Consider the following 20,466-nt stretch of genomic DNA (forward strand, 5'->3'; position numbering starts at 1 on the left):
CCACCGCGGGGGCCAGCCGCACGAGGGAGAGAGTCACATGTCCGGGGTCCAGCAGACGCACAGATCCGAGCAGCGGCCGAAAGCGGCCGAGATCCTGTGCCGACTGTTCGCGGAGGTGCTCGGCCGGGAGTCGGTCGACCCCGCGGCGGGCTTCTACGACCTGGGCGGCGACCGGCCCGCCACCGAGCGGCTACTGGCCCTCGTACACGCCGAGTTCGGGGTCCGCCTCGCCCCGCCCGTCCTGGCGCAGGCCCCCACCCCCACCGCGCTGGCCGCCCGGCTGGCCGCCGCCGGACCCGCCGCCCCGACCCTCACCGAGCTGGTCGACGCCCAGGTCGCCCGCACCCCGGACGCCCCCGCGCTGTACGCCGAGGGCACCACGCTCAGCTACGCCGGACTCGACGCCCGCGCCAACCGGCTGGCCCGGGTGCTGGCCGCCCGCGGCCTGGGTGCCGAGGACGTCGTCGCGCTGGCCCTGCCCAAGTCCCCCGAGGCGGTCGCCGCGATCCTCGCCGTCGCCAAGACCGGCGCCGCCTGGCTGCCCGCCGACCCGGACTACCCGGCCGAGCTGCTGCGCCACATGCTCACCGACTCCCGCGCCGCCCTGGTACTCACCACCGCCGAGGTTTCCGGGCAGCTGCCCGCGACCGGCGCCCCGCACCTGCTGCTGGACTCCGCCGAGCACCTGGCCGGCCTCGCGGCCCGCTCCGCCGCCCCGTTCACCGCCGCCGAAAGGGTGCGGCCGGTGAGCGCCCTGAACACCGCGTACGTCATCTACACCTCCGGCTCCACCGGCGTGCCCAAGGGCGTGGCCGTCACCCACACCGGGCTGCCCAGCATGATCGGCACCCAGGTCGCCGCGACCGGCGTCGGCCCCGGCAGCCGGGTGCTCCAGGCGTCCTCGCTCAGTTTCGACGTCTCGGTCTCCGACCTGTCCGTGGCGCTCACCACCGGCGCCGCCCTGGTGCTGCCGCGCGAGCAGAGCGAGTTGGTCGGCGAGTCGCTGGCGGCGCTGATCGACCGGTTCGGCGTCACCCACGCCGACGTCGCCACCGCGATGATCTCCACCCTGCCCGAGCTGCCGATGCCCTCGCTGCGCACCCTGATCGGCGGCGGCGAGGCCGTCTCCCGCGAACTGGCCGCCCGCTGTGGCCGCGGCCGGCTGATGCTCAACAGCTACGGCCCCACCGAGGCCACCGTCATCGTCTCCATGAGCGAGCCGCTCACCGGCGAGGAGCGGCCCCCGATCGGTCGCCCCTGCCAGGACGTGCGCGTCCACGTGCTGGACGAGCGGCTGCGGCAGGTCGAGCCGGGCACCGTGGGCGAGCTGTACCTGGCCGGTCCGCACCTGGCCCGCGGCTACCTGAACCGCCCGGGCCTGACCGCCGAGCGCTTCGTGGCCGACCCGTACGGGGCGCCCGGCGAGCGGATGTACCGCACCGGCGACCTCGGCAGCTACCGCCCGGACGGCCAGCTGGACTTCCTCGGCCGGGCCGACGACCAGGTGAAGATCCGCGGCTTCCGGATCGAACCCGGCGGGATCGAGCAGACCCTTTCCGCACACCCCGGGGTGCGCCAGGCCGTGGCGCTGGTCCGCGAGGACCGCCCGGGCGAGCGGCGGCTGGTCGCCTACACGGCCGGCACCGCGGACCCGGCCGAGCTGCGGGCGTACTGCGCCGAGCGGCTGCCCGACCACATGGTGCCCACCGTGGTGGTGCTCGACCGGCTGCCGCTCACCGCCAACGGCAAGGTGGACAAGCGCGCCCTGCCGGCGCCGGTGTTCGGCATCGGCGAGGAGGACGGCCGCGCTCCGGCCGGCGAGCTGGAGCACACCCTGGTCCGGTTGTTCGGGGAGGTACTGGGCCTGCCGAGGGTCGGCGTCACCAACTCCTTCTTCGAGCTGGGCGGCGACTCCATCGTGGCCATCCAGCTGGTCTCCCGGGCACGGCACGCCGGCCTCCAGTTCACCCCGCGCGAGCTGTTCCTCGCCCCGACCGTCGAGGCGCTGGCCCGGATCGCCCGGCCGCTGGAGGGGCCGGCCGTCGTCGAGCCTGCCGGGGCCGGTCTCGGCGAGGTGCCCCCGACGCCCATCGTGCACTGGCTGGCCGCGCAGCACGGCGCGGTCGAGAGCTTCTACCAGTCCACCCTGCTCAGCCTGCCCGCCGGCACCAGCCCGGAGCACCTGGCGACGGCTCTCCAGGCCCTGCTCGACCACCACGACCTGTTCCGCGCCCACACCTCCCCGCTCGCCGAGCGCCCCTGGACGCTGCACGTGCCCGAGCCCGGCGCCGTGGCCGTCGCCGCGGTGCTGCGCCGGGTGGCGGGCCCGGCCGACGCCGGGGCGCTGCGCGTCCAGACCGAGGCCGCCCGCGAGCGGCTGTCCCCCGAGGACGGCCGGATGGTCCAGGCCGTGTGCTTCGACGCCGGCCCGCAGCAGGCCCCGCAACTGCTGCTGGTGATCCACCACCTGGTGGTGGACGGCGTCACCTGGCGCATCGTCGAGGAGGACCTCCTCGCGGCGCTGGAAGCGCTCCGCGAGGACCGCGCCGTCGAGCTCGCCCCGGTGCCCACCTCCTTCCGCCGCTGGGCCCAGCGGCTCACCGCCGAGGCCAACACCCCCCGTCGGTCCGCCGAACTACCGCTCTGGCAAGCCATGTTGGACGCCCCCGACCCGCTGCTCGGCGAGCGCCCGCTGGACTCGGCGCGGGACACCTACGCCACCGAGGGCCGGCTGCGGCTGGTGCTGCCCGCCGCGACCACCCGGGCGCTGCTGACCAAGGTCACCGCCGCCTACCACGCCCAGGTCAACGACGTGCTGTTGACCGGGCTGGCGCTGGCCCTGGGCCACTGGCGCGGCCGGGACACCACCGGGCCGGACGGCGCCGTGCTGGTCACCGTCGAGGGCCACGGCCGCGAGGAGGTCGTCGACGGCGTCGACCTGCACCGCACCGCCGGCTGGTTCACCTCCGTCCACCCCGTCCGGCTCGCCCCCGGAGCGCTGGACTGGTCCGAGGTCACCGCCGCCGGCCCCGCGCTCGGGCGCGCCCTGGGCCGGGTGAAGGAGCAGCTGCGCGCCGTCCCGGACAACGGCATCGGCTTCGGCCTGCTGCGCCACCTCAACCCGGAGACCGCCGCCGTCCTCGCGAGCCGTGCCGACCCGCAGATCGAGTTCAACTACCTGGGCCGCTTCGCCCCCGAGGGCGTCACCGCGGAAGACGTGCTGGCCGGAGCCGAGGCGATGTCCGAGGGCGCCGCCGCCGGCCTGGCCCTCGGCCGGGTACTCGGCCTGGACGCCACCACCGTGGACACCCCGCAGGGCCCGCTGCTGGTCGCCCAGTGGTCCTACGCCACCGGGCTGCTCTCCGAGGAGCGGGTGCGGGCCTTCGCCGAGGCGTGGTTCACCGCGCTGGCCGCGCTCGCCGAGCACGCCGAGCGGCCGGACGCGGGCGGGCACACCCCCGGCGACTTCCCGCTGGTCGACCTCACCCAGGAGGAGCTGGACGGCCTCGCCGCCCACCACGCCCCGGCCCGCCTGGTGGACGTCTGGCCCACCTCGCCGCTCCAGCAGGGCATGGCCTTCCACTCCGCGTACGACACCGAGGGCGCGGACGTCTACACCTCGGTGGTGACCTTCGACCTCACCGGTCCGGTGGACGCCGGCCGGCTGCGCGCCGCAGCAGAGGCTCTGCTGATACGGCAGCCGAACCTCCGGGCCGCCTTCCACCAGCGGCACGACGGCCCGCCCGTCCAGGTCGTCCCGGACGGCGTCGAGCTGCCCTTCACCGTCCTCGACCTGAGCGCCCACGCCGAACCGGCGGCCGAGGCCGCCCGGATCGCCGCCGACGAGTACGGCCGCCGCTTCGACCTCGACCGCCCGCCGCTGCTGCGCTGCACCCTGCTGCGGCTGCCCGCCGAGCGCCACCAGCTGATCGTCTCCGCGCACCACATCCTGCTGGACGGCTGGTCCACACCGCTGTTCGCCGAGGAGCTGTGGGCGCTGTACTTCGAGCAGCCGATGGCTCCGGCGGCCCCGTACCGCGAGTACCTGCGCTGGATCACCCGGCGCGACGGCGAGGCCGCCCGCGCCGCCTGGGCGCAGGCCCTGGCCGGCGTCGACGAGCCCACCCTGCTCGCCCCCGGCCGCTCGGCCGCCGTCCCGCGGCTGCCGCTGCGCCTGCGCACCGGGCTCACCCCGGAGGCCACCGAGGCGCTCGCCCGCACCGCCCGGCGCTACGGCGTCACCCTCAACACCCTGGTCCAGGCGGCCTGGGGCGTGCTGCTGGCCCGGCTCACCGGGCGCGAGGACGTGCTGTTCGGCACCACCGTCTCCGGCCGGCCGCACGACCTGCCGGGCGTGGAGCGGATGATGGGCCTGCTCATCAACACCGTCCCGGTACGGGTGCGCCTGGACCAGGCGGAGAGCTGGGGCCAGCTGTTGCTGCGCCTCCAGCACGAGCAGTCCGCGCTGCTGGACCACCAGCACCTCAGCCTCACCGAGATCCAGCAACTCGCCGGGATGGGAAGCCTGTTCGACACCGTCACGGTGTACGGCAACTACCCGGACCCGGCCGCGCAGGACGACGCGGACCCGAGCGGCGCCACCCGCGTCACCCTGGTGGAGGACGTCGACAGCGCCCACTACCCGCTGGTGCTGGCCCTCACCCCCGGCGACGGCCTCCAGCTGCGCCTGGACCACCAGCCGGACGCCTTCACCGCCGGGGAGGCCCGTGCCCTGCTGGACCGCTTCCTCGCCCTGCTCGACCGGATCGTCGCCGACCCGTCCGAACTCGTCGGTACCGTCGAGGTGCTGACCACCGCCGAGCGGTCCCGACTGGTCACCGACTGGAGCGGCACCAGCGCACCGGTACCGGAGGGCTCGCTGCCCGAACTGTTCGAGGCCCGGGCCGCCGCGACCCCGGACGCCGTCGCGCTCACCGCCGAGGACGCCGAGCTGACCTACGCGCGGCTCAACGCCCGGGCCAACGGCCTGGCCCGGCGGCTGGTCGAGGCCGGCGTCGGCCGGGAGACGCCGGTGGCGCTGATGATCGACCGCTCGGCCGCCCAGGTGGTCGCGATCCTGGCCGTGCTCAAGGCCGGCGGTTTCTACGTGCCACTGGACGACGCCCAGCCGACGGACCGGCTGCGGAGGGTCCTGGCGGATTCCGGTGCCGCGCTGGTGCTGGTCGACGCCGGGCACCGCGGGCACCCCGCGCTGGCCGGGCTGACGGTGCTCGACCCGCACGCCGAGGAACACCCCGAGAACTGCGGACTTCCGCAACACGCCGACCAGTTGGCGTACGTGATGCACACCTCCGGCTCGACCGGCGGGCCCAAGGGCGTGGCCGTCACCCACCGCGGCGTGGTGGACCTCGCGCTCGGTGGCCGGTTCGCCGGTGGGGGCCACGAGCGGCTGCCGGTGCACTCGCCCTCCGCCTTCGACGCCTCCACCTACGAGATCTGGACCCCGCTGCTCTCCGGCGGCCAGCTGGTGATCGCCCCGGCCGGCCGGCTGGGCGTCGCCGAGTTGGCGACGGTGATCGGCCACGAGCGGACCACCTCCGCGTGGATCAGCGCCGGCCTGTTCAACGTACTGGCCGCCGAGGCCCCTGAGGCATTCGCCGGGCTGCAAGAGGTGTGGACGGGCGGGGACACGGCCTCACCGGTCGCCATGCGGCGGGTGCTGGACACCTGCCCCGGGCTCCGGCTGGTCAACGGCTACGGTCCGACCGAGACCACCACCTTCGCGACCCACTTCGCGATGACCTCGGCCGCCGAGGTGCCGGACGTCGTGCCCATCGGCCGGCCGCTGCCCAACAACCGGCTGTACGTACTGGACCGCGGGCTGCGCCCGGTGCCGGCCGGTGTGGCCGGCGAGCTGTACATCGGCGGTTCCGGCCTGGCCCGCGGCTACGTCCGCCGCCCCGGCCTGACCTCCGAGCGGTTCGTGGCCTGCCCGTTCGGCGAGCCCGGCGGCCGGATGTACCGCACCGGCGACGTGGTCCGCTGGACGCCCACCGGTGAACTGGAGTTCGTCGGTCGCGTGGACGACCAGATCAAGCTGCGCGGCTTCCGGATCGAACTCGGCGAGGTGGAGTCCGCGTTCACCGCCCATCCGGAGGTCGGCCAGGTCTGCGTGGCGGTCCGCCAGGACCAGCCGGGCGACAAGCGCCTGGTCGCGTACGCCACCGGCCCGGTGCGCTCGGAGGACCTGCGCGACTTCGTCGCCGGACGCCTGCCCGGCTACATGCTCCCGGCCGCGATCGTCGTCCTCGACGCGTTGCCGGTGAACCCCAACGGCAAGGTGGACCGCAAGGCGCTGCCCACGCCCGACTACAGCGGCGCCGAGGGCGGGCGCGAGCCGCGAACCGCCGCCGAGCAGGACCTGCGCACGCTGTTCGCCGAGGTGCTCGGGCTGGACCGGATCAGCATCGACGACGACTTCTTCGACCGCGGCGGCCACTCACTGCTCGCCACCAAGCTGATCAGCCGCGTCAGGTCCGGCCTCGGCGCCGAACTGCCGATCCGCGCGCTCTTCGACAACCCGACGGTGGCCCTGCTGGCCGCCGCGCTGCCGGACTCCGCGCCGACCCGCGCAGCCCTGCGCCCGGCCCAGCGGCCGGAGCGGGTACCGCTCTCCTCCGCCCAGCAACGCCTGTGGTTCATCGACCAGTTCGAGGGCCCGAGCGCGCTCTACAACACCCCGGTCGCGGTCCGTCTCACCGGCACTGTCGACCTGCCCGCCCTGGAGCGGGCCGTCCGGGACGTCGCGCGGCGGCACGAGGTGCTGCGCACCCTCTTCCCGACCGTCGACGGCCGACCCCACCAACTGGTCACCGAGGCAGACGAGTTGCCGCTGCACCGGATACGCGTGGCCGACGAGGGGCAACTGCGGGCGGCGCTCGTCGCGGCCGGCGCGGAGGTCTTCGACCTCGCCCACGACCTGCCGGTGCGCGCCACCCTGGTCTCGCTGCCGCACGACGAGCACGTCCTGCTCGTGCAGATGCACCACATCGCCGGCGACGGCTGGTCGGTGGGGCCGCTCTTCCGCGACCTCGCCGACGCCTACGGCGCCCGGCTGGCCGGCACCGCGCCGCAGTGGGAACCGCTGCCGGTGCAGTACGCCGACTACACCCTCTGGCAGCGCGAACTGCTCGGCACCGACGCGTGCCCCAGCGCTCTGCTCACCGACCAGCTCACCCACTGGCAGCAGGCCCTGGCCGACGTCCCGGAGGAGCTGGCCCTGCCCTACGACCGTCCCCGTCCGGCCCGGTCGGGCCACCGGGGCGGTCTGGTGGAGGTCCGCGTAGACGCCCACCTGCACGCGGCGCTGGCCGAGTTGGCGGCCGGCCGGCAGGCCAGCCTGTTCATGGCACTGCACGCCGCGGTCGCCACCCTGTACACCCGCCTGGGCGCCGGCACCGACCTGCCGATCGGCACCCCGGTGGCCGGACGCACCGACGAGGCCCTCGACGACCTGGTCGGCTTCTTCGTCAACACCCTGGTCCTGCGCACCGACACCAGCGGCGACCCCACCTTCCGGGAGCTACTCGACCGCGTCCGCCGCACCGACCTCGACGCCTACGACCACCAGGACATCCCCTTCGAGCGCCTGGTCGAACACCTCAACCCCACCCGCACCCCCACCCGCCACCCCCTCTTCCAGACCCTGGTGGCCCTGGAGAGCCGGGTCAGCGTGCCGGCCGCCTTCGGCGACCTGGGCTGCGCCGAGCACCCCTTCGAACTGGACGTGGCCAAGTTCGACCTGTCCTTCCGCTTCACCGAGCAGGACCCGCGGGCGGGCCTGACGGTCGCGGTCGAGTACGCGGCCGACCTGTTCGACCACGCCACCGCCGTCTCCCTCGCCGAGCGGCTGCTCCGCGTCCTTCGCGCCGCAGTGGCCGCCCCGGACGCACCGATCACCACCATCGACATCCTCGACCCCGCCGAGCGCGCACACCTACTCACCCACGCCAACGGCCCGACCACCCCCGTCCCGGACACGACCCTGCCCGAACTGTTCGAGGCCCAAGCCGCCGCCACCCCCGACGCACCGGCCGTGATCAGCGAGAACGGCACCCTCAGCTACGCCGAGCTGGACTCCCGGGCCGAGCACCTGGGGGCCCACCTGGCCGCCGCCGGGGTCGGCGCCGAGACGCCGGTGGCCCTGCTGCTGGACCGCTCCGCCGAGCTACTGGTGGCGCTCCTCGCGGTGGTCAAGGCGGGCGGCACCTACGTCCCGCTGGACGACCGGCACCCGGCCGAGCGGCTGCGGCGGATCACCGCCGAGACAGCCCCGGCGCTCCTCCTGGTCGACGAGGCGCACCGCGACCACCCGCTGGCCGCCGACGCCCCCTGCCCCGTCCTGCCGCTCACCACGGACCGGTTCGACGGCCCGCGCGAGCGGCGCGTCCACCGCACCGCGCCCCACCCGGAGCAGCTCGCGTACGTGATGTTCACCTCCGGCTCCACCGGGGAGCCCAAGGGCATCGCGATCAGCCACCGGGACGTGGTGCAGCTCGCCACCGACCCGTGCTGGCACCACGACGAGGGCCTGCGCGTGCTGTTCCACGCGCCGCACGCCTTCGACGCCTCGACCTACGAGATCTGGGCGCCGCTGCTCTCCGGCGGCCAGGTGGTCGTCGCGCCGCGGGGGGACCTGGACGCGACCGCCATCCGCGACCTGGTGCGGGCCCACGCGCTCACCCACGTGCACGTCACCGCCGGGCTGTTCCGGGTCGTCGCGGAGGAGGACCCGGGCGTCTTCGCCGGTGTGCGCGAGGTACTGACCGGCGGTGACGTGGTCTCCGCCCCGGCCGTGCGCCGCGTGCTGGAGGCCGTCCCCGGTATCGCGGTGCGGACGCTCTACGGGCCGACCGAGACCACCCTGTGCGCCACCCACCACCCGATGCCGGACACCTCCGCGGTCCCCGGCACGGTGCCGATCGGGCGTCCGCTGAACAACACCCACGCGTACGTGCTCGACACCGCACTGCAACCGGTCCCCACCGGCGTGGCCGGCGAACTGTACCTCGCCGGAGCCGGCCTGGCCCGAGGCTACGTCGCCCGCCCCACACAGACCGCCGAACGCTTCGTGGCCTGCCCGTTCGGCGAACCCGGCACCCGGATGTACCGCACCGGCGACCTCGCCCGCCGCAAGACCGACGGAACCCTGGAATTCCTCGGCCGCACCGACGACCAAGTCAAGATCCGCGGCTTCCGCATCGAACTCGGCGAAATCGAAACCGCTTTCACCGCCCACGAGAACGTCGGCCAAGCACTGGCCATGGTCCGCGAGGACCAACCCGGCGACAAACGCCTCGTCGTCTACACCACCGGCAAAACCACCAGCACCGAACTCCACACCTTCGCCACCCACCACCTCCCCACCTACATGCTCCCCGCCGCCATCGTCATCCTCGACAACCTCCCCGTCACCACCAACGGCAAAGTCGACCGCAAAGCCCTCCCCACACCCCAATACACCCGCACCCCCCAAGGCCGCACACCACGCACCCCACACGAACACGAACTCTGCACCCTCTTCGCCGACACCCTCGGCCTCGACCAGATCAGCATCGACGACAACTTCTTCGACCTCGGCGGCCACTCCCTACTCGCCACCAAACTGATCAGCCGCATCCGCACCACCCTCGGGGCGGAAGTGCCGATCCGCACCCTGTTCGACGCCCCCACGGTCGCCGCCCTCGCCGCCACCCTGCCCGGGGGCGAGGCGGCGCCCGCGCCGAAGAAGGCCCGCCCGGCCCTGCGGCCGATGCGTCGCCCGCCGGCCTGACCGCGCGCCCGGCCAGCCGCACCCACCACAGCCACAGCCACAGCCACAGCCACAGCAAGCCGTACGTCGCCAGTCGGAGGCAGACCTTGATCCCGTTGTCGTTCGCCCAGCAGCGGCTCTGGTTCATCGACCAGTTCGAGGGGCCGAGCGCGCTCTACAACACGCCGTTCGCCCTCCGGCTGACCGGCGCGCTCGACGCCGCCGCCCTGGAGGGCGCGCTCGGCGACGTGGTGGACCGGCACGAGGTGCTGCGCACCGTCTTCCCGACCGTCGACGGCCAGCCCCACCAACACGTCCTGGCCGAGGGGCGTCCGGTGCTGCACCGGGTGGAGGCCGCCGACGAGACCGAGCTGCGCGCGCTGACGCACGAGGCCGCCGGGCAGGTCTTCGACCTCGCCGCCGACCTGCCCCTCCGGGCCTGGCTGTACGCCCTGCCCGCACCCGGCGAGCACGTCCTGCTGCTGCTCACCCACCACATCGCCGGCGACGGCTGGTCGGTCGCCCCGCTCTTCCGCGACCTCTCCGAGGCGTACCGGGCCCGGCTGGCCGGCACCGCGCCGCAGTGGGAACCGCTGCCGGTGCAGTACGCCGACTACACCCTCTGGCAGCGCGAACTGCTCGGCGAGGAGGACGACCCGGAGAGCGTCGTCTCCCTGCAACTCGCCCACTGGCGCGAGGAGCTGGCCTCTCTGCCGCAGGAGCTGGCGCTCCCCTACGACTGCCCCCGCCCGGCCCGGCCGAGCCGCCGCGGCGGCGCCGCCGAGTTCGAGCTCGACGCCCACCTGCACGCGGCGCTGGCCGAGTTGGCGGCCGGCCGGCAGGCCAGCCTGTTCATGGCACTGCACGCCGCCGTCGCCACCCTGTACACCCGCCTGGGCGCCGGCACCGACCTGCCGATCGGCACCCCGGTGGCCGGACGCACCGACGAGGCCCTCGACGACCTGGTCGGCTTCTTCGTCAACACCCTGGTCCTGCGCACCGACACCAGCGGCGACCCCACCTTCCGGGAGCTACTCGACCGCGTCCGCCGCACCGACCTCGACGCCTACGACCACCAGGACATCCCCTTCGAGCGCCTGGTCGAACACCTCAACCCCACCCGCACCCCCACCCGCCACCCCCTCTTCCAGACCGTCGTCACGCTCAACGCGGAGCCGGCCGGCGACCTCGCCTTCGGCGCCGCCGTGGGCACTCCGGTCGAGGTCGGCGAGGCGCAGGCCCAGTTCGACCTCAACTTCAACTTCGTCGAGCGGCTCGCGGCCGACGGCACCCGCCTGGGCGTGCGCGGCGCCGTCGACTACGCGGCCGACCTGTTCGACCACGCCACCGCCGTCTCCCTCGCCGAGCGGCTGCTCCGCGTCCTTCGCGCCGCAGTGGCCGCCCCGGACGCACCGATCACCACCATCGACATCCTCGACCCCGCCGAGCGCGCACACCTACTCACCCACGCCAACGGCCCGACCACCCCCGTCCCGGACACGACCCTGCCCGAACTGTTCGAGGCCCAAGCCGCCGCCACCCCCGACGCACCGGCCGTGATCAGCGAGGACGGCACCCTCAGCTACGCCGAGCTGAACGACCGCGCCAACCGGCTCACCGCGCTGCTGCTGGAGCGCGGCCTGACCACCGAGCAGCCGGTCGCGGTGCTGATGGAGCGCTCCACCGGGCTGCTCACCGCCGTCCTCGCGATCGCCAAGGCGGGCGGCACCTACGTCCCGCTGGACGACCGCTACCCGCTGGACCGGCTCCGCCACATCCTCGCCGACACCCGCACCGGCCTGCTGCTCACCGACCCGGCCCACCGGGGCCACCCGGTGCTCGCCACCGAGGGCTTCGCCACCGTCGAGGTCACCCCGGAACTGATCGCCGAGGCCCCTGTGGCCGACGACCCGACCGTGCCCGTACGGCCCGGCCATCTGGTCTACGTGATGTACACCTCGGGCTCCACCGGCGTCCCCAAGGGCGTCGCCGTCACCCACCGCAACGTGGTGGACCTGCTGGGCAACCCGCACTTCCGGGCCGGCCACCACGAACGCGTGCTGCTGCACTCACCCACCGCCTTCGACGCCTCCACCACCGAGATCTGGGCACCGCTGGTCGCCGGCGGTGCGATCGTGCTGGCCGAGCCCGGCGAACTGGACATCCGCCGCCTCGCCGAGACCATCGCCACCCACCGGGTGACGCTGGTCCAGGCCCCGTCCGGCCTGCTGCGGCTGATGGCCGACGAGGACCCGGCCGCCTTCCGGCACGTCCGGCAGGTGTGGACCGGCGGCGACGTCGTCCCGCCGGAGTCCGTCCGCCGGCTCCACCGGGCCTGCCCGGAGACCGACGTGGTCTCGGTGTACGCGCCCACTGAGACCACCGCGATCAGGACCACCTTCACCATGGCCCCGGGCGAGCCCGTCCCCGGCACGGTGCCGATCGGGCGTCCGCTGAACAACACCCACGCGTACGTGCTCGACACCGAACTGCAACCGGTCCCCACCGGCGTGGCCGGCGAACTGTACCTCGCCGGAGCCGGCCTGGCCCGAGGCTACGTCGCCCGCCCCACACAGACCGCCGAACGCTTCGTGGCCTGCCCGTTCGGCGAACCCGGCACCCGGATGTACCGCACCGGCGACCTCGCCCGCCGCAAGACCGACGGAACCCTGGAATTCCTCGGCCGCACCGACGACCAAGTCAAGATCCGCGGCTTCCGCATCGAACTCGGCGAAATCGAAACCGCTTTCACCGCCCACGAGAACGTCGGCCAAGCACTGGCCATGGTCCGCGAGGACCAACCCGGCGACAAACGCCTCGTCGTCTACACCACCGGCAAAACCACCAGCACCGAACTCCACACCTTCGCCACCCACCACCTCCCCACCTACATGCTCCCCGCCGCCATCGTCATCCTCGACAACCTCCCCGTCACCACCAACGGCAAAGTCGACCGCAAAGCCCTCCCCACACCCCAATACACCCGCACCCCCCAAGGCCGCACACCACGCACCCCACACGAACACGAACTCTGCACCCTCTTCGCCGACACCCTCGGCCTCGACCAGATCAGCATCGACGACAACTTCTTCGACCTCGGCGGCCACTCCCTACTCGCCACCAAACTGATCAGCCGCATCCGCACCACCCTCGGCATCGAGTTGCCCGTCCGCACCCTGTTCGACGCCCCCACGGTCGCCGCCCTCGCCGCCACCCTGCCCGCCCCGGGCGCCGACCGCCCGAGCGCCCGCCCGGCCCTGCGGCCGGCCGAGCGGCCCGAGCGCGTCCCGCTCTCCCCCGCCCAGCAACGCCTCTGGTTCATCGACCAGTTCGAGGGGCCGAGCACGCTCTACAACACCCCGTGCGCCCTCCGGCTGACCGGCGCGCTCGACGCCGCCGCCCTGGAGGGCGCGCTCGGCGACGTGGTGAACCGGCACGAGGTGCTGCGCACCGTCTACCCGACCACCACCGACGGCCGACCCCACCAGCTGGTCCTGACGGCGCCCGGACTGCCACTGCGCACCGCGGCGGTGGCCGACGAGCAGGAGCTCGCCGCAGCCCTGGCCGAGGCCGGGTCGCAGGTCTTCGACCTCGCCGCCGACCTGCCGGTGCGCGCCACCCTGTTCTCGCTGCCCGGCGGCGAGGAACACGTCCTGCTGCTGCTCACCCACCACATCGCCACCGACGGCTGGTCCGTCGCCCCGCTGCTGGGCGACCTCGCCGAGGCGTACCGGGCCCGGCTGGCCGGCACCGCGCCGCAGTGGGAACCGCTGCCGGTGCAATACGCCGACTACGCCCTCTGGCAGCACGAGCTGCTCGGCGCCGAAGAGCGCCCCAGCGCCCTGCTCGCCGACCAACTCGCCTACTGGCAACGCACCCTGGCCGATCTCCCGGAGGAGCTGACGCTCCCCTTCGACCGCCGCCGCCCGGCCGTCGCGAGCCGCCGCGGCGCCGGCGTGGAGCTCCGGATGGACGCCGGCCTGCACGCCGCCCTGGCCGACCTGGCGCAGCGGAGCAGGGCCAGTGTCTTCATGGTGATGCAGGCCGCGCTGGCGACCACGCTGAGCCGGATCGGCGCCGGCACGGACCTGCCGATCGGCACCGTGGTGGCCGGACGCACCGACGAGGCCCTGGACAACCTGGTCGGCTTCTTCGTCAACACCCTGGTCCTGCGCACCGACACCAGCGGCGACCCCACCTTCCGGGAGCTGGTGGAGCGGGTACGGGTCACCACCCTGGACGCCTTCGAGCACCAGGACGTGCCCTTCGAGCGGCTGGTCGAACTACTCAACCCGGTCCGCTCGACCGCCCGCCACCCGCTCTGCCAGGTGATGCTCACCTCCGGCGGCGAGGCCGACGCGCTCAGCCTCGGCGGCCTGCCCGGCCGGGTCGAGCAACTGGAAGCGGACCTCGCCAAGTTCGACCTGACCTTCGCGTTCAGCGAGAGCTTCGACGAGGCCGGCGCGCCCGCCGGACTGGGCCTTTCCGTCGAGTACGCCGTCGACCTGTTCGACCGGGCCACCGCCCAGGCGACGGCTGCCCGCTTCGAGCGCGCCCTGCGGGCGGTGCTGGCCGACCCCGACCAGCCTGTCGGCCGGGTCGACGTACTGGCTCCCGGGGAGCGCGCGCAGCTGCTCGACGGCTGGAACGACACCCGGGAGGACCTTTCGCCCGACACCTTCCCGGCGCTCTTCGAAGCGCAGGCCGCCGCCCGCCCCCAGGCCGTCGCGCTCGCGTTCGGCGCCGAGCGGGTCACCTACCGCGAGCTGAACGAGCGCGCCAACCGCCTCGCCCGGCTGCTGGTGGAGCACGGCGCGGGCCCCGAGCGCTTCGTCGCGATCGCCCTGGAACGCTCGATCGAGCTGATCGTCGCCCAGCTCGCCGTGCTCAAGGCCGGCGCGGTCTTCCAGCCGCTGGACCCGCGCCACCCGGCCGACCGGATCGCCTACACGCTGGAGGACGCGAAGCCCGCGCTCATCCTCACCAGCCGGGCGCTGGCCGACGGCCCGCTCTCCGGCAGCACCGTCCCGCGGCTGCTGATCGAGGACCTGGACGCCTGCGACCGGCCGGCACACGACCTCACCGGCGTCGCCATCACCCCGCGTTCGGCCGCGTACGTCATCTACACTTCCGGCTCCACCGGGCACCCCAAGGGCGTGGTCGTCACCCACACCGGCCTCGCCGCCATGGTCGAGGGCCAGCGCCGGAACCTGACCGTCACCCCGGAAAGCCGGGTGCTGCTCTTCGCCTCGCCGTCCTTCGACGCGGCCGTCTCGGAGCTGGGCATGGCGCTGCTCACCGGCGCCCGGGCCGTCCTCGGCGACGCCGACCAACTGCTGCCCGGCCCCGCGCTGGCCGCGCTCGTCGCCGAGCAGGGCGTCACCCACCTGACGCTGCCGCCGACCGCCCTGGCCGTGCTGGCCCCGGACGCGCTCCCGGAGGGCGCCACCCTGGTGGTCGCCGGCGAGGCGTGCCCGCCCGACCTGGTCGAGCGCTGGTCGGCCCGGCTGCGGATGGTCAACGCCTACGGGCCGACCGAGTCCACCGTCTGCGCCAGCATGAGCGGCCCGCTCGCCGGCCGGACCACCCCGCCGATGGGCCGGCCCGTGCCGGACACTCGGCTGTACGTCCTGGACGCCGTGCTCCAGCCCGTGCCGGCCGGGGTCGAGGGAGAGCTGTACATCGCGGGCGCCGGCCTGGCCCGCGGCTACCTCAACCGGCCGGGCCAGAGCGCCGAGCGCTTCGTCGCCGACCCGTACGGCGCCCCCGGCAGCCGGATGTACCGCTCGGGGGACCTGGTCCGCCGGGCGGCCGACGGCGCCCTGGAGTACCGGGGCCGCACCGACCACCAGGTGAAGGTCCGCGGCTTCCGGATCGAGCCCGGCGAGGTCGAGGCCGCGCTGGCCGGGCACCCGTCCCTGGCCCAGGCGTTCGTACTGGTCCGGGAGGACCGGCCGGGCGACCGCCGGCTGGTCGGCTACGCCGTCGCCCGCCCCGGGCACACCGTCGACCAGGCCGCGCTGCGGGCCCACGTCGGCGCCATCCTGCCGGACTACATGGTGCCCTCGGCGGTCGTCGCGCTGGACGCCCTTCCGCTGACCGCCAACGGCAAGGTCGACCGCGGGGCCCTGCCCGCCCCGGACACCACCTGGCTCGGCGCCGGGCGGGCGCCCTCGACGCCCCGGGAGGAACTGCTCTGCGGCCTGTTCGCGGATCTGCTCGGGCTGGAGAAGGTGGGTGTGGACGACAACTTCTTCGAGCTGGGCGGGCACTCGCTGCTGGCCAGCCGGCTGGTCGCGGGCCTGCGCGACCTGGTCGGCGGGGGCGGGGAGGTCGGTGTGCGCACCGTGTTCGAGGCACCCACGGTGGCCCGGCTGGCCGAGCGGCTCGACCGGGGCCCGGCTACCGAGAGCTTCCCCGTCCTGCTGCCCATCCGCACCCGCGGCTCACGCCCGCCGCTGTTCTGCGTCCACCCGGCCGCCGGCATCAGCTGGGTCTACACCGGCCTGCTGCGCCACCTCGACGCCGAGCAGCCCGTCTACGGCCTCCAGGCCCCGGGCCTGGCCGACCCGCACGCGCAGCCCGCCTCGGTCGAGGAGTTGGCCCGCACCTACCTGGAGCGGGTCCGCGCCGTCCGCCCCGAGGGCCCCTACGCCCTGCTCGGCTGGTCGTTCGGCGGCAGCGTCGCCCACGCGATCGCCGCGCTCCTGCGCGAACAGGGCGAGGAGGTGCGGCTGCTGGCCCTGCTGGACGCCTACCCGGGCACCGGCGAGCCGGAGCCCGGGCACGGGCGGGACGACCCCGAGCAGCTCGCGGCGATCCTCGACTCGCTCGGCCACCCGGCCGGGGGGGTCACCGCTTGGCCCGCCGACGAGGACGGCTACGCCGCGCTGGTCCGGGACGGCGAGGGTCCGCTGGCCGGGCTCAGCGGCGCCGGGGTGGCCCGGGTGGTCTCCGTCTTCCGGTCCCACGCCGGACTGTCCCAGCAGCTCCCGCTGCCCGGTTACGACGGCGACGCGCTCTTCTTCACCGCCGCCAAGGACCGGCCTGCCGAAGCCCCCGACCCGGAGAGCTGGCGCCCGTACCTGGGCGGCCGGCTCGACGTCCACGAGGTGCCGAGCACCCACGGCGCGATGACGAGCGCCGAGGCGCTCGCCGTCATCGGCCCGGTGCTCGCTGCCCGCCTGACCTCCTGACCGACCCGACCGACCGACCGACCGAGAAACGGACATCACCATGAGCCCTGCGGCCATCCCCGACACCTGGCGTGGCATCACCCCGGCGCCGATCACCTCGACCGACGCCTTCAACGGCTTCATCGCCGCCAACGTGGTCTTCGCCCTGGACCGGATCGGCCTGCTGGAGTCGATCGGGCGCGGCGAGCCGCTCTCGGCCTCCGAGGCCACCGCGGGGTCCGGCGACACCGCCCGTACCGAGGCCGTGCTGCGCGCCGCCGCCGACTACGGCTACCTCAAGGCCGACGGCGACGCCTACCTGCCCACCGAGGCGGGCCGGGAGATCGCCGCCGCGCGCGGCTACTTCACCTGGGCCGTAGGCGGCTACCACGACGTGTTCGGCCGCGCCGGCCACCTGAGCGCCGGCACCCACCGCTACGACGAGGACGTCTTCCGCGACGAGGCGATGGTCGCCCTCGGCTCCGCCCAGTGCGACCAGTCGCTGTTCGCCGCGCAGCTGACCGACGTGCTGAACGGGATCGACTTCCGCACCATCGCCGACCTGGGCTCCGGCACCTCCGCCCGGGTGCGCCGCGTGGTCTCGCAGCGCGAGGGCGCCCGGGGCCTGGGCATCGACATCAGCCGCCCGGCCACCGACATCGCCCGCCACGACATCATCGAGGCCGGCATGCAGGACCGGGTCACCGCCGTCCGCGCGGACGTGCTGGGCCTGCTCGGCACCCAGATCGACAACGACGCGGAGGCCGCCGAGGTGGCCGAGGTCGACACCGTGATGAGCTTCTTCCTGCTGCACGACCTGCTGGCCGACCCGAGCACCCGTTCGTCGATCTTCACCCGGATGCGGGAGGCGTTCCCGAAGGCCCGCACCTTCGTCCTCGGCGACACCATGCTGCGCGACCCGGGCACCTCCGACGGAGCCCAGCCGGTCTTCTCGGTCGGCTTCGAGCTGGCGCACGCGATGATGGGCGTCCCGCTGCACACCAAGGCCACCTACGAGGAGCTGTTCACCGACGCCGGCCTGCGGATCGACCGCGTCGAGGCGCTCGCCACCCCGCACTCCTGGCTCTACGTCCTCCGGGCGGACTGATGGCCGCGCCGTCGACCGCCAGATTCCTGCTGGCGCAGAACGAGCACCCGTACCCGCCGCCGCCGTCGGTCCTGGCCGCGCTGGCCGAGGCCGGCACGGACCTGCACCGCTACCCGGACTTCCGTCCGCAACGGTTCGCCGGGATCGTCGCCGGCTGGCAAGCCGTCCCGGCCGGCCAGGTCGTGGTCGGCCACGGCTCGGCGGGCGTGGCGCTGGACCTCTTCCACACCGTGGTCGAGCCCGGCGACAACGTGGTGCACTCGGCGCCCTGCTTCGACGCGTACCCGCTGTTCTGCGAGATCGTCCGGGCCGAGGCGCGGCCGGTCCCGCTCGGCCCCGACGCCCGGCACGACCTGGCGGCGATGGCCGGGCGGATGGACGGGCGCACCCGGATCGTCGTGCTGTGCAACCCGCACAACCCGACCGGCACGGTCTACTCCTGGGCCGAGCTGACGGAGTTCTTCCGCCGGGTACCGTCCACCGCCCTCATCCTGCTCGACGAGGCGTACATCGACTTCGCCCGGGGCTGGCAGGGCCCGGACGTGCCGGCCCGGATCGCCGAGTGGCCGAACCTGGTGGTGCTGCGCACTCTGTCCAAGTCGCACGGCATCGCCGCATTGCGGATCGGGTACGCGCTGGCCGAGGAGTCCCTCGCCCAGCGGGTGCGGGACCACCAGGTGCCGTACGCGCTGGGCCGCCTCCAGGAGGCGGGCCTGCTGGCCGCCGTCGCCGCCGGGGACGAGATGGCGCGCCGGATCGAGGAGATCACCGCGGAGCGCGAGCGCACCGGGGCCGAACTGCGGCGGCTCGGCTGGAGGGTGGCACCCAGCGTCACCAACTTCCTGTGGGTCGACGTCCCCGGCGACCAGCGCCCGCTCCGTGCGGAGCTGGAACGCCGGGGCGTGGCCGTGCGCTACTACCCCGGCGGTGGCGCTCGGGTCGCCGTCGGCGAGAAGGACGCCAACGACGCGGTGATCGAGGGCTTCGGCGCCGTCGCCCCGCCCGCACCCTGACCGCACCGCGCCCTGGGCCCCGCCGGTCGGTCAGGGCGCGCCACGGGCCTCCCTACCCCTGCGCACCGCCCCGCCCCGCCGCACCCGCCCGCACCCCCCGAAGCGCCATCGGCGCAGCGAAGGAGCCACCATGCACCCCCTGTTGGCCCGCCCGGAGTTCCGGCGCTACATCGTCGGGCAGACCCTGTCCGTCCTCGGTGACAGCGCCCTCTCCATCGCCCTCGGCATCTGGGCCAAGGTGCTGACCGGCAGCGACTCCGCCGCCGGTCTGGTGCTGTTCTGCTTCTTCGCGCCCCTCCTGCTGCTGCCGCTCGGCGGTCTGCTCGCCGACCGGGTGCGGCGCAAGCCGCTGCTGGTCGGCGTCAACCTGGTGGTGGCGGCCTCGTTGCTGCCGCTGCTGCTGGTCGACGGCCCGGACACGGTCTGGATCATCTACTGCACCGCCACGGTATGCGGGCTGGGCGGGGCCGTCCTGGCCCCGGCGCAGAGCGCGCTGCTGCGCACCATCCTGGCGGATCGTCAGGACTTCGGCGCGGCGGCCGGGATGACCCAGAGCGCCCGGGCCGGCACCACCCTGGTGGCGCCGCTGCTCGGCGCCGGCCTCTACGGCTGGTTCGGCGGGCACGTGGTGGCCGTGGCCGACCTCTGCATACTGCTGCTGGCCGTGCTGAGCTTCCTCACCCTGAAGGTGAAGGAGGTCAGGCCGGAGCCCTCGGGCCTGCGCTGGCGCACCGAGGTGCTGGCCGGCTTCGTGCACCTGCGCGCCTCGGTCGGGCTGCGGCCGCTGGTGGTGGCAGCAGCCGTCTCCGCCTTCGTGCTGAGCCTGCTCCAGCCGGTGCTGTTCGCGCTGACCCAGCACGGGCTGCACCGCCCGCCGCAGTTCCTCGGCGTGCTGGAGTCCACCGAGGCAGTCGGTGCGCTGGCCGGCTCGGTGGCCGGCGGCCTGCTGATCGGTCGGCTCGGGCCGCGTCGGACGATCATGGCCGGCGCGGCGGTGTTCGGCCTCGGGACCGCCCTGCTGCTCGCCCCGTCGCTCTACGCGGTGCTGGCCGGCCTGGTGATCGCCGGCGCGGGCATCCCGGCCGCCCTGGTCGGGCTCGCCACCGCCGCCCAGGCGTCCACCCCGCCACAGCTGATGGGGCGTGCCCAGGCGGCCGTCAACCTCTCGCTCACCGCACCGCAGGCGCTGGCCGTCGGCGTCGGCTCCGGCCTGCTGGCGGCCCTGGACTTCCGGGTGGTGCTGGGCGTGATGGTGGTCGGCGCGCTGCTCGCCGCGGTCCACCTGGTCGGCAAGCCGGAGGTCCCGATGGAGCCGCCGGCGCCCGAGGGCGGGGCCGAGGACGACGGCCCGGCCGAGGCGCAGGGCGCCAAGGACCTCCAGTCCAGCTGACCGCACCG

Annotated in this window: 4 protein-coding genes and 1 pseudogene; all 5 read left to right on the forward strand. The window is 74.4% G+C overall.

Features of this window, described 5'->3' with window-relative positions:
- Positions 1-37: 37 nt before the first annotated feature.
- The 5 genes and pseudogenes from ACSLIC_RS02315 to ACSLIC_RS02335 all read left to right on the forward strand — a co-directional run bounded on the left by ACSLIC_RS02315 (position 38) and on the right by ACSLIC_RS02335 (position 20,458).
- Entirely contained in the window at positions 38-9,793 is a 9,756-nt protein-coding gene (locus tag ACSLIC_RS02315) for an amino acid adenylation domain-containing protein (RefSeq protein ID WP_436735997.1), read from the forward strand.
- A gap of 86 nt (positions 9,794-9,879) precedes the next feature.
- Positions 9,880-16,968, forward strand: a pseudogene (locus ACSLIC_RS02320) (amino acid adenylation domain-containing protein); the annotation flags it as partial.
- A gap of 40 nt (positions 16,969-17,008) precedes the next feature.
- Positions 17,009-18,055, forward strand: coding sequence for an SAM-dependent methyltransferase (locus ACSLIC_RS02325; protein ID WP_436735998.1), 1,047 nt, complete (start codon positions 17,009-17,011; stop codon positions 18,053-18,055).
- Positions 18,055-19,068 (forward strand): pyridoxal phosphate-dependent aminotransferase, encoded by a 1,014-nt coding sequence (locus ACSLIC_RS02330; protein WP_436735999.1) that lies wholly within the window; start codon positions 18,055-18,057, stop codon positions 19,066-19,068. The genes ACSLIC_RS02325 and ACSLIC_RS02330 overlap by 1 nt, the downstream gene beginning before the upstream one ends.
- Before the next feature lie 130 nt (positions 19,069-19,198).
- Positions 19,199-20,458: an MFS transporter gene (locus tag ACSLIC_RS02335; RefSeq protein WP_436736000.1), complete on the forward strand. Its 1,260-nt coding sequence runs from the start codon at positions 19,199-19,201 to the stop codon at positions 20,456-20,458.
- The last annotated feature ends 8 nt before the right edge of the window (positions 20,459-20,466 follow it).

Source organism: Streptomyces sp. BBFR102, from assembly GCF_051397025.1.
Lineage (GTDB): Bacteria > Actinomycetota > Actinomycetes > Streptomycetales > Streptomycetaceae > Streptomyces.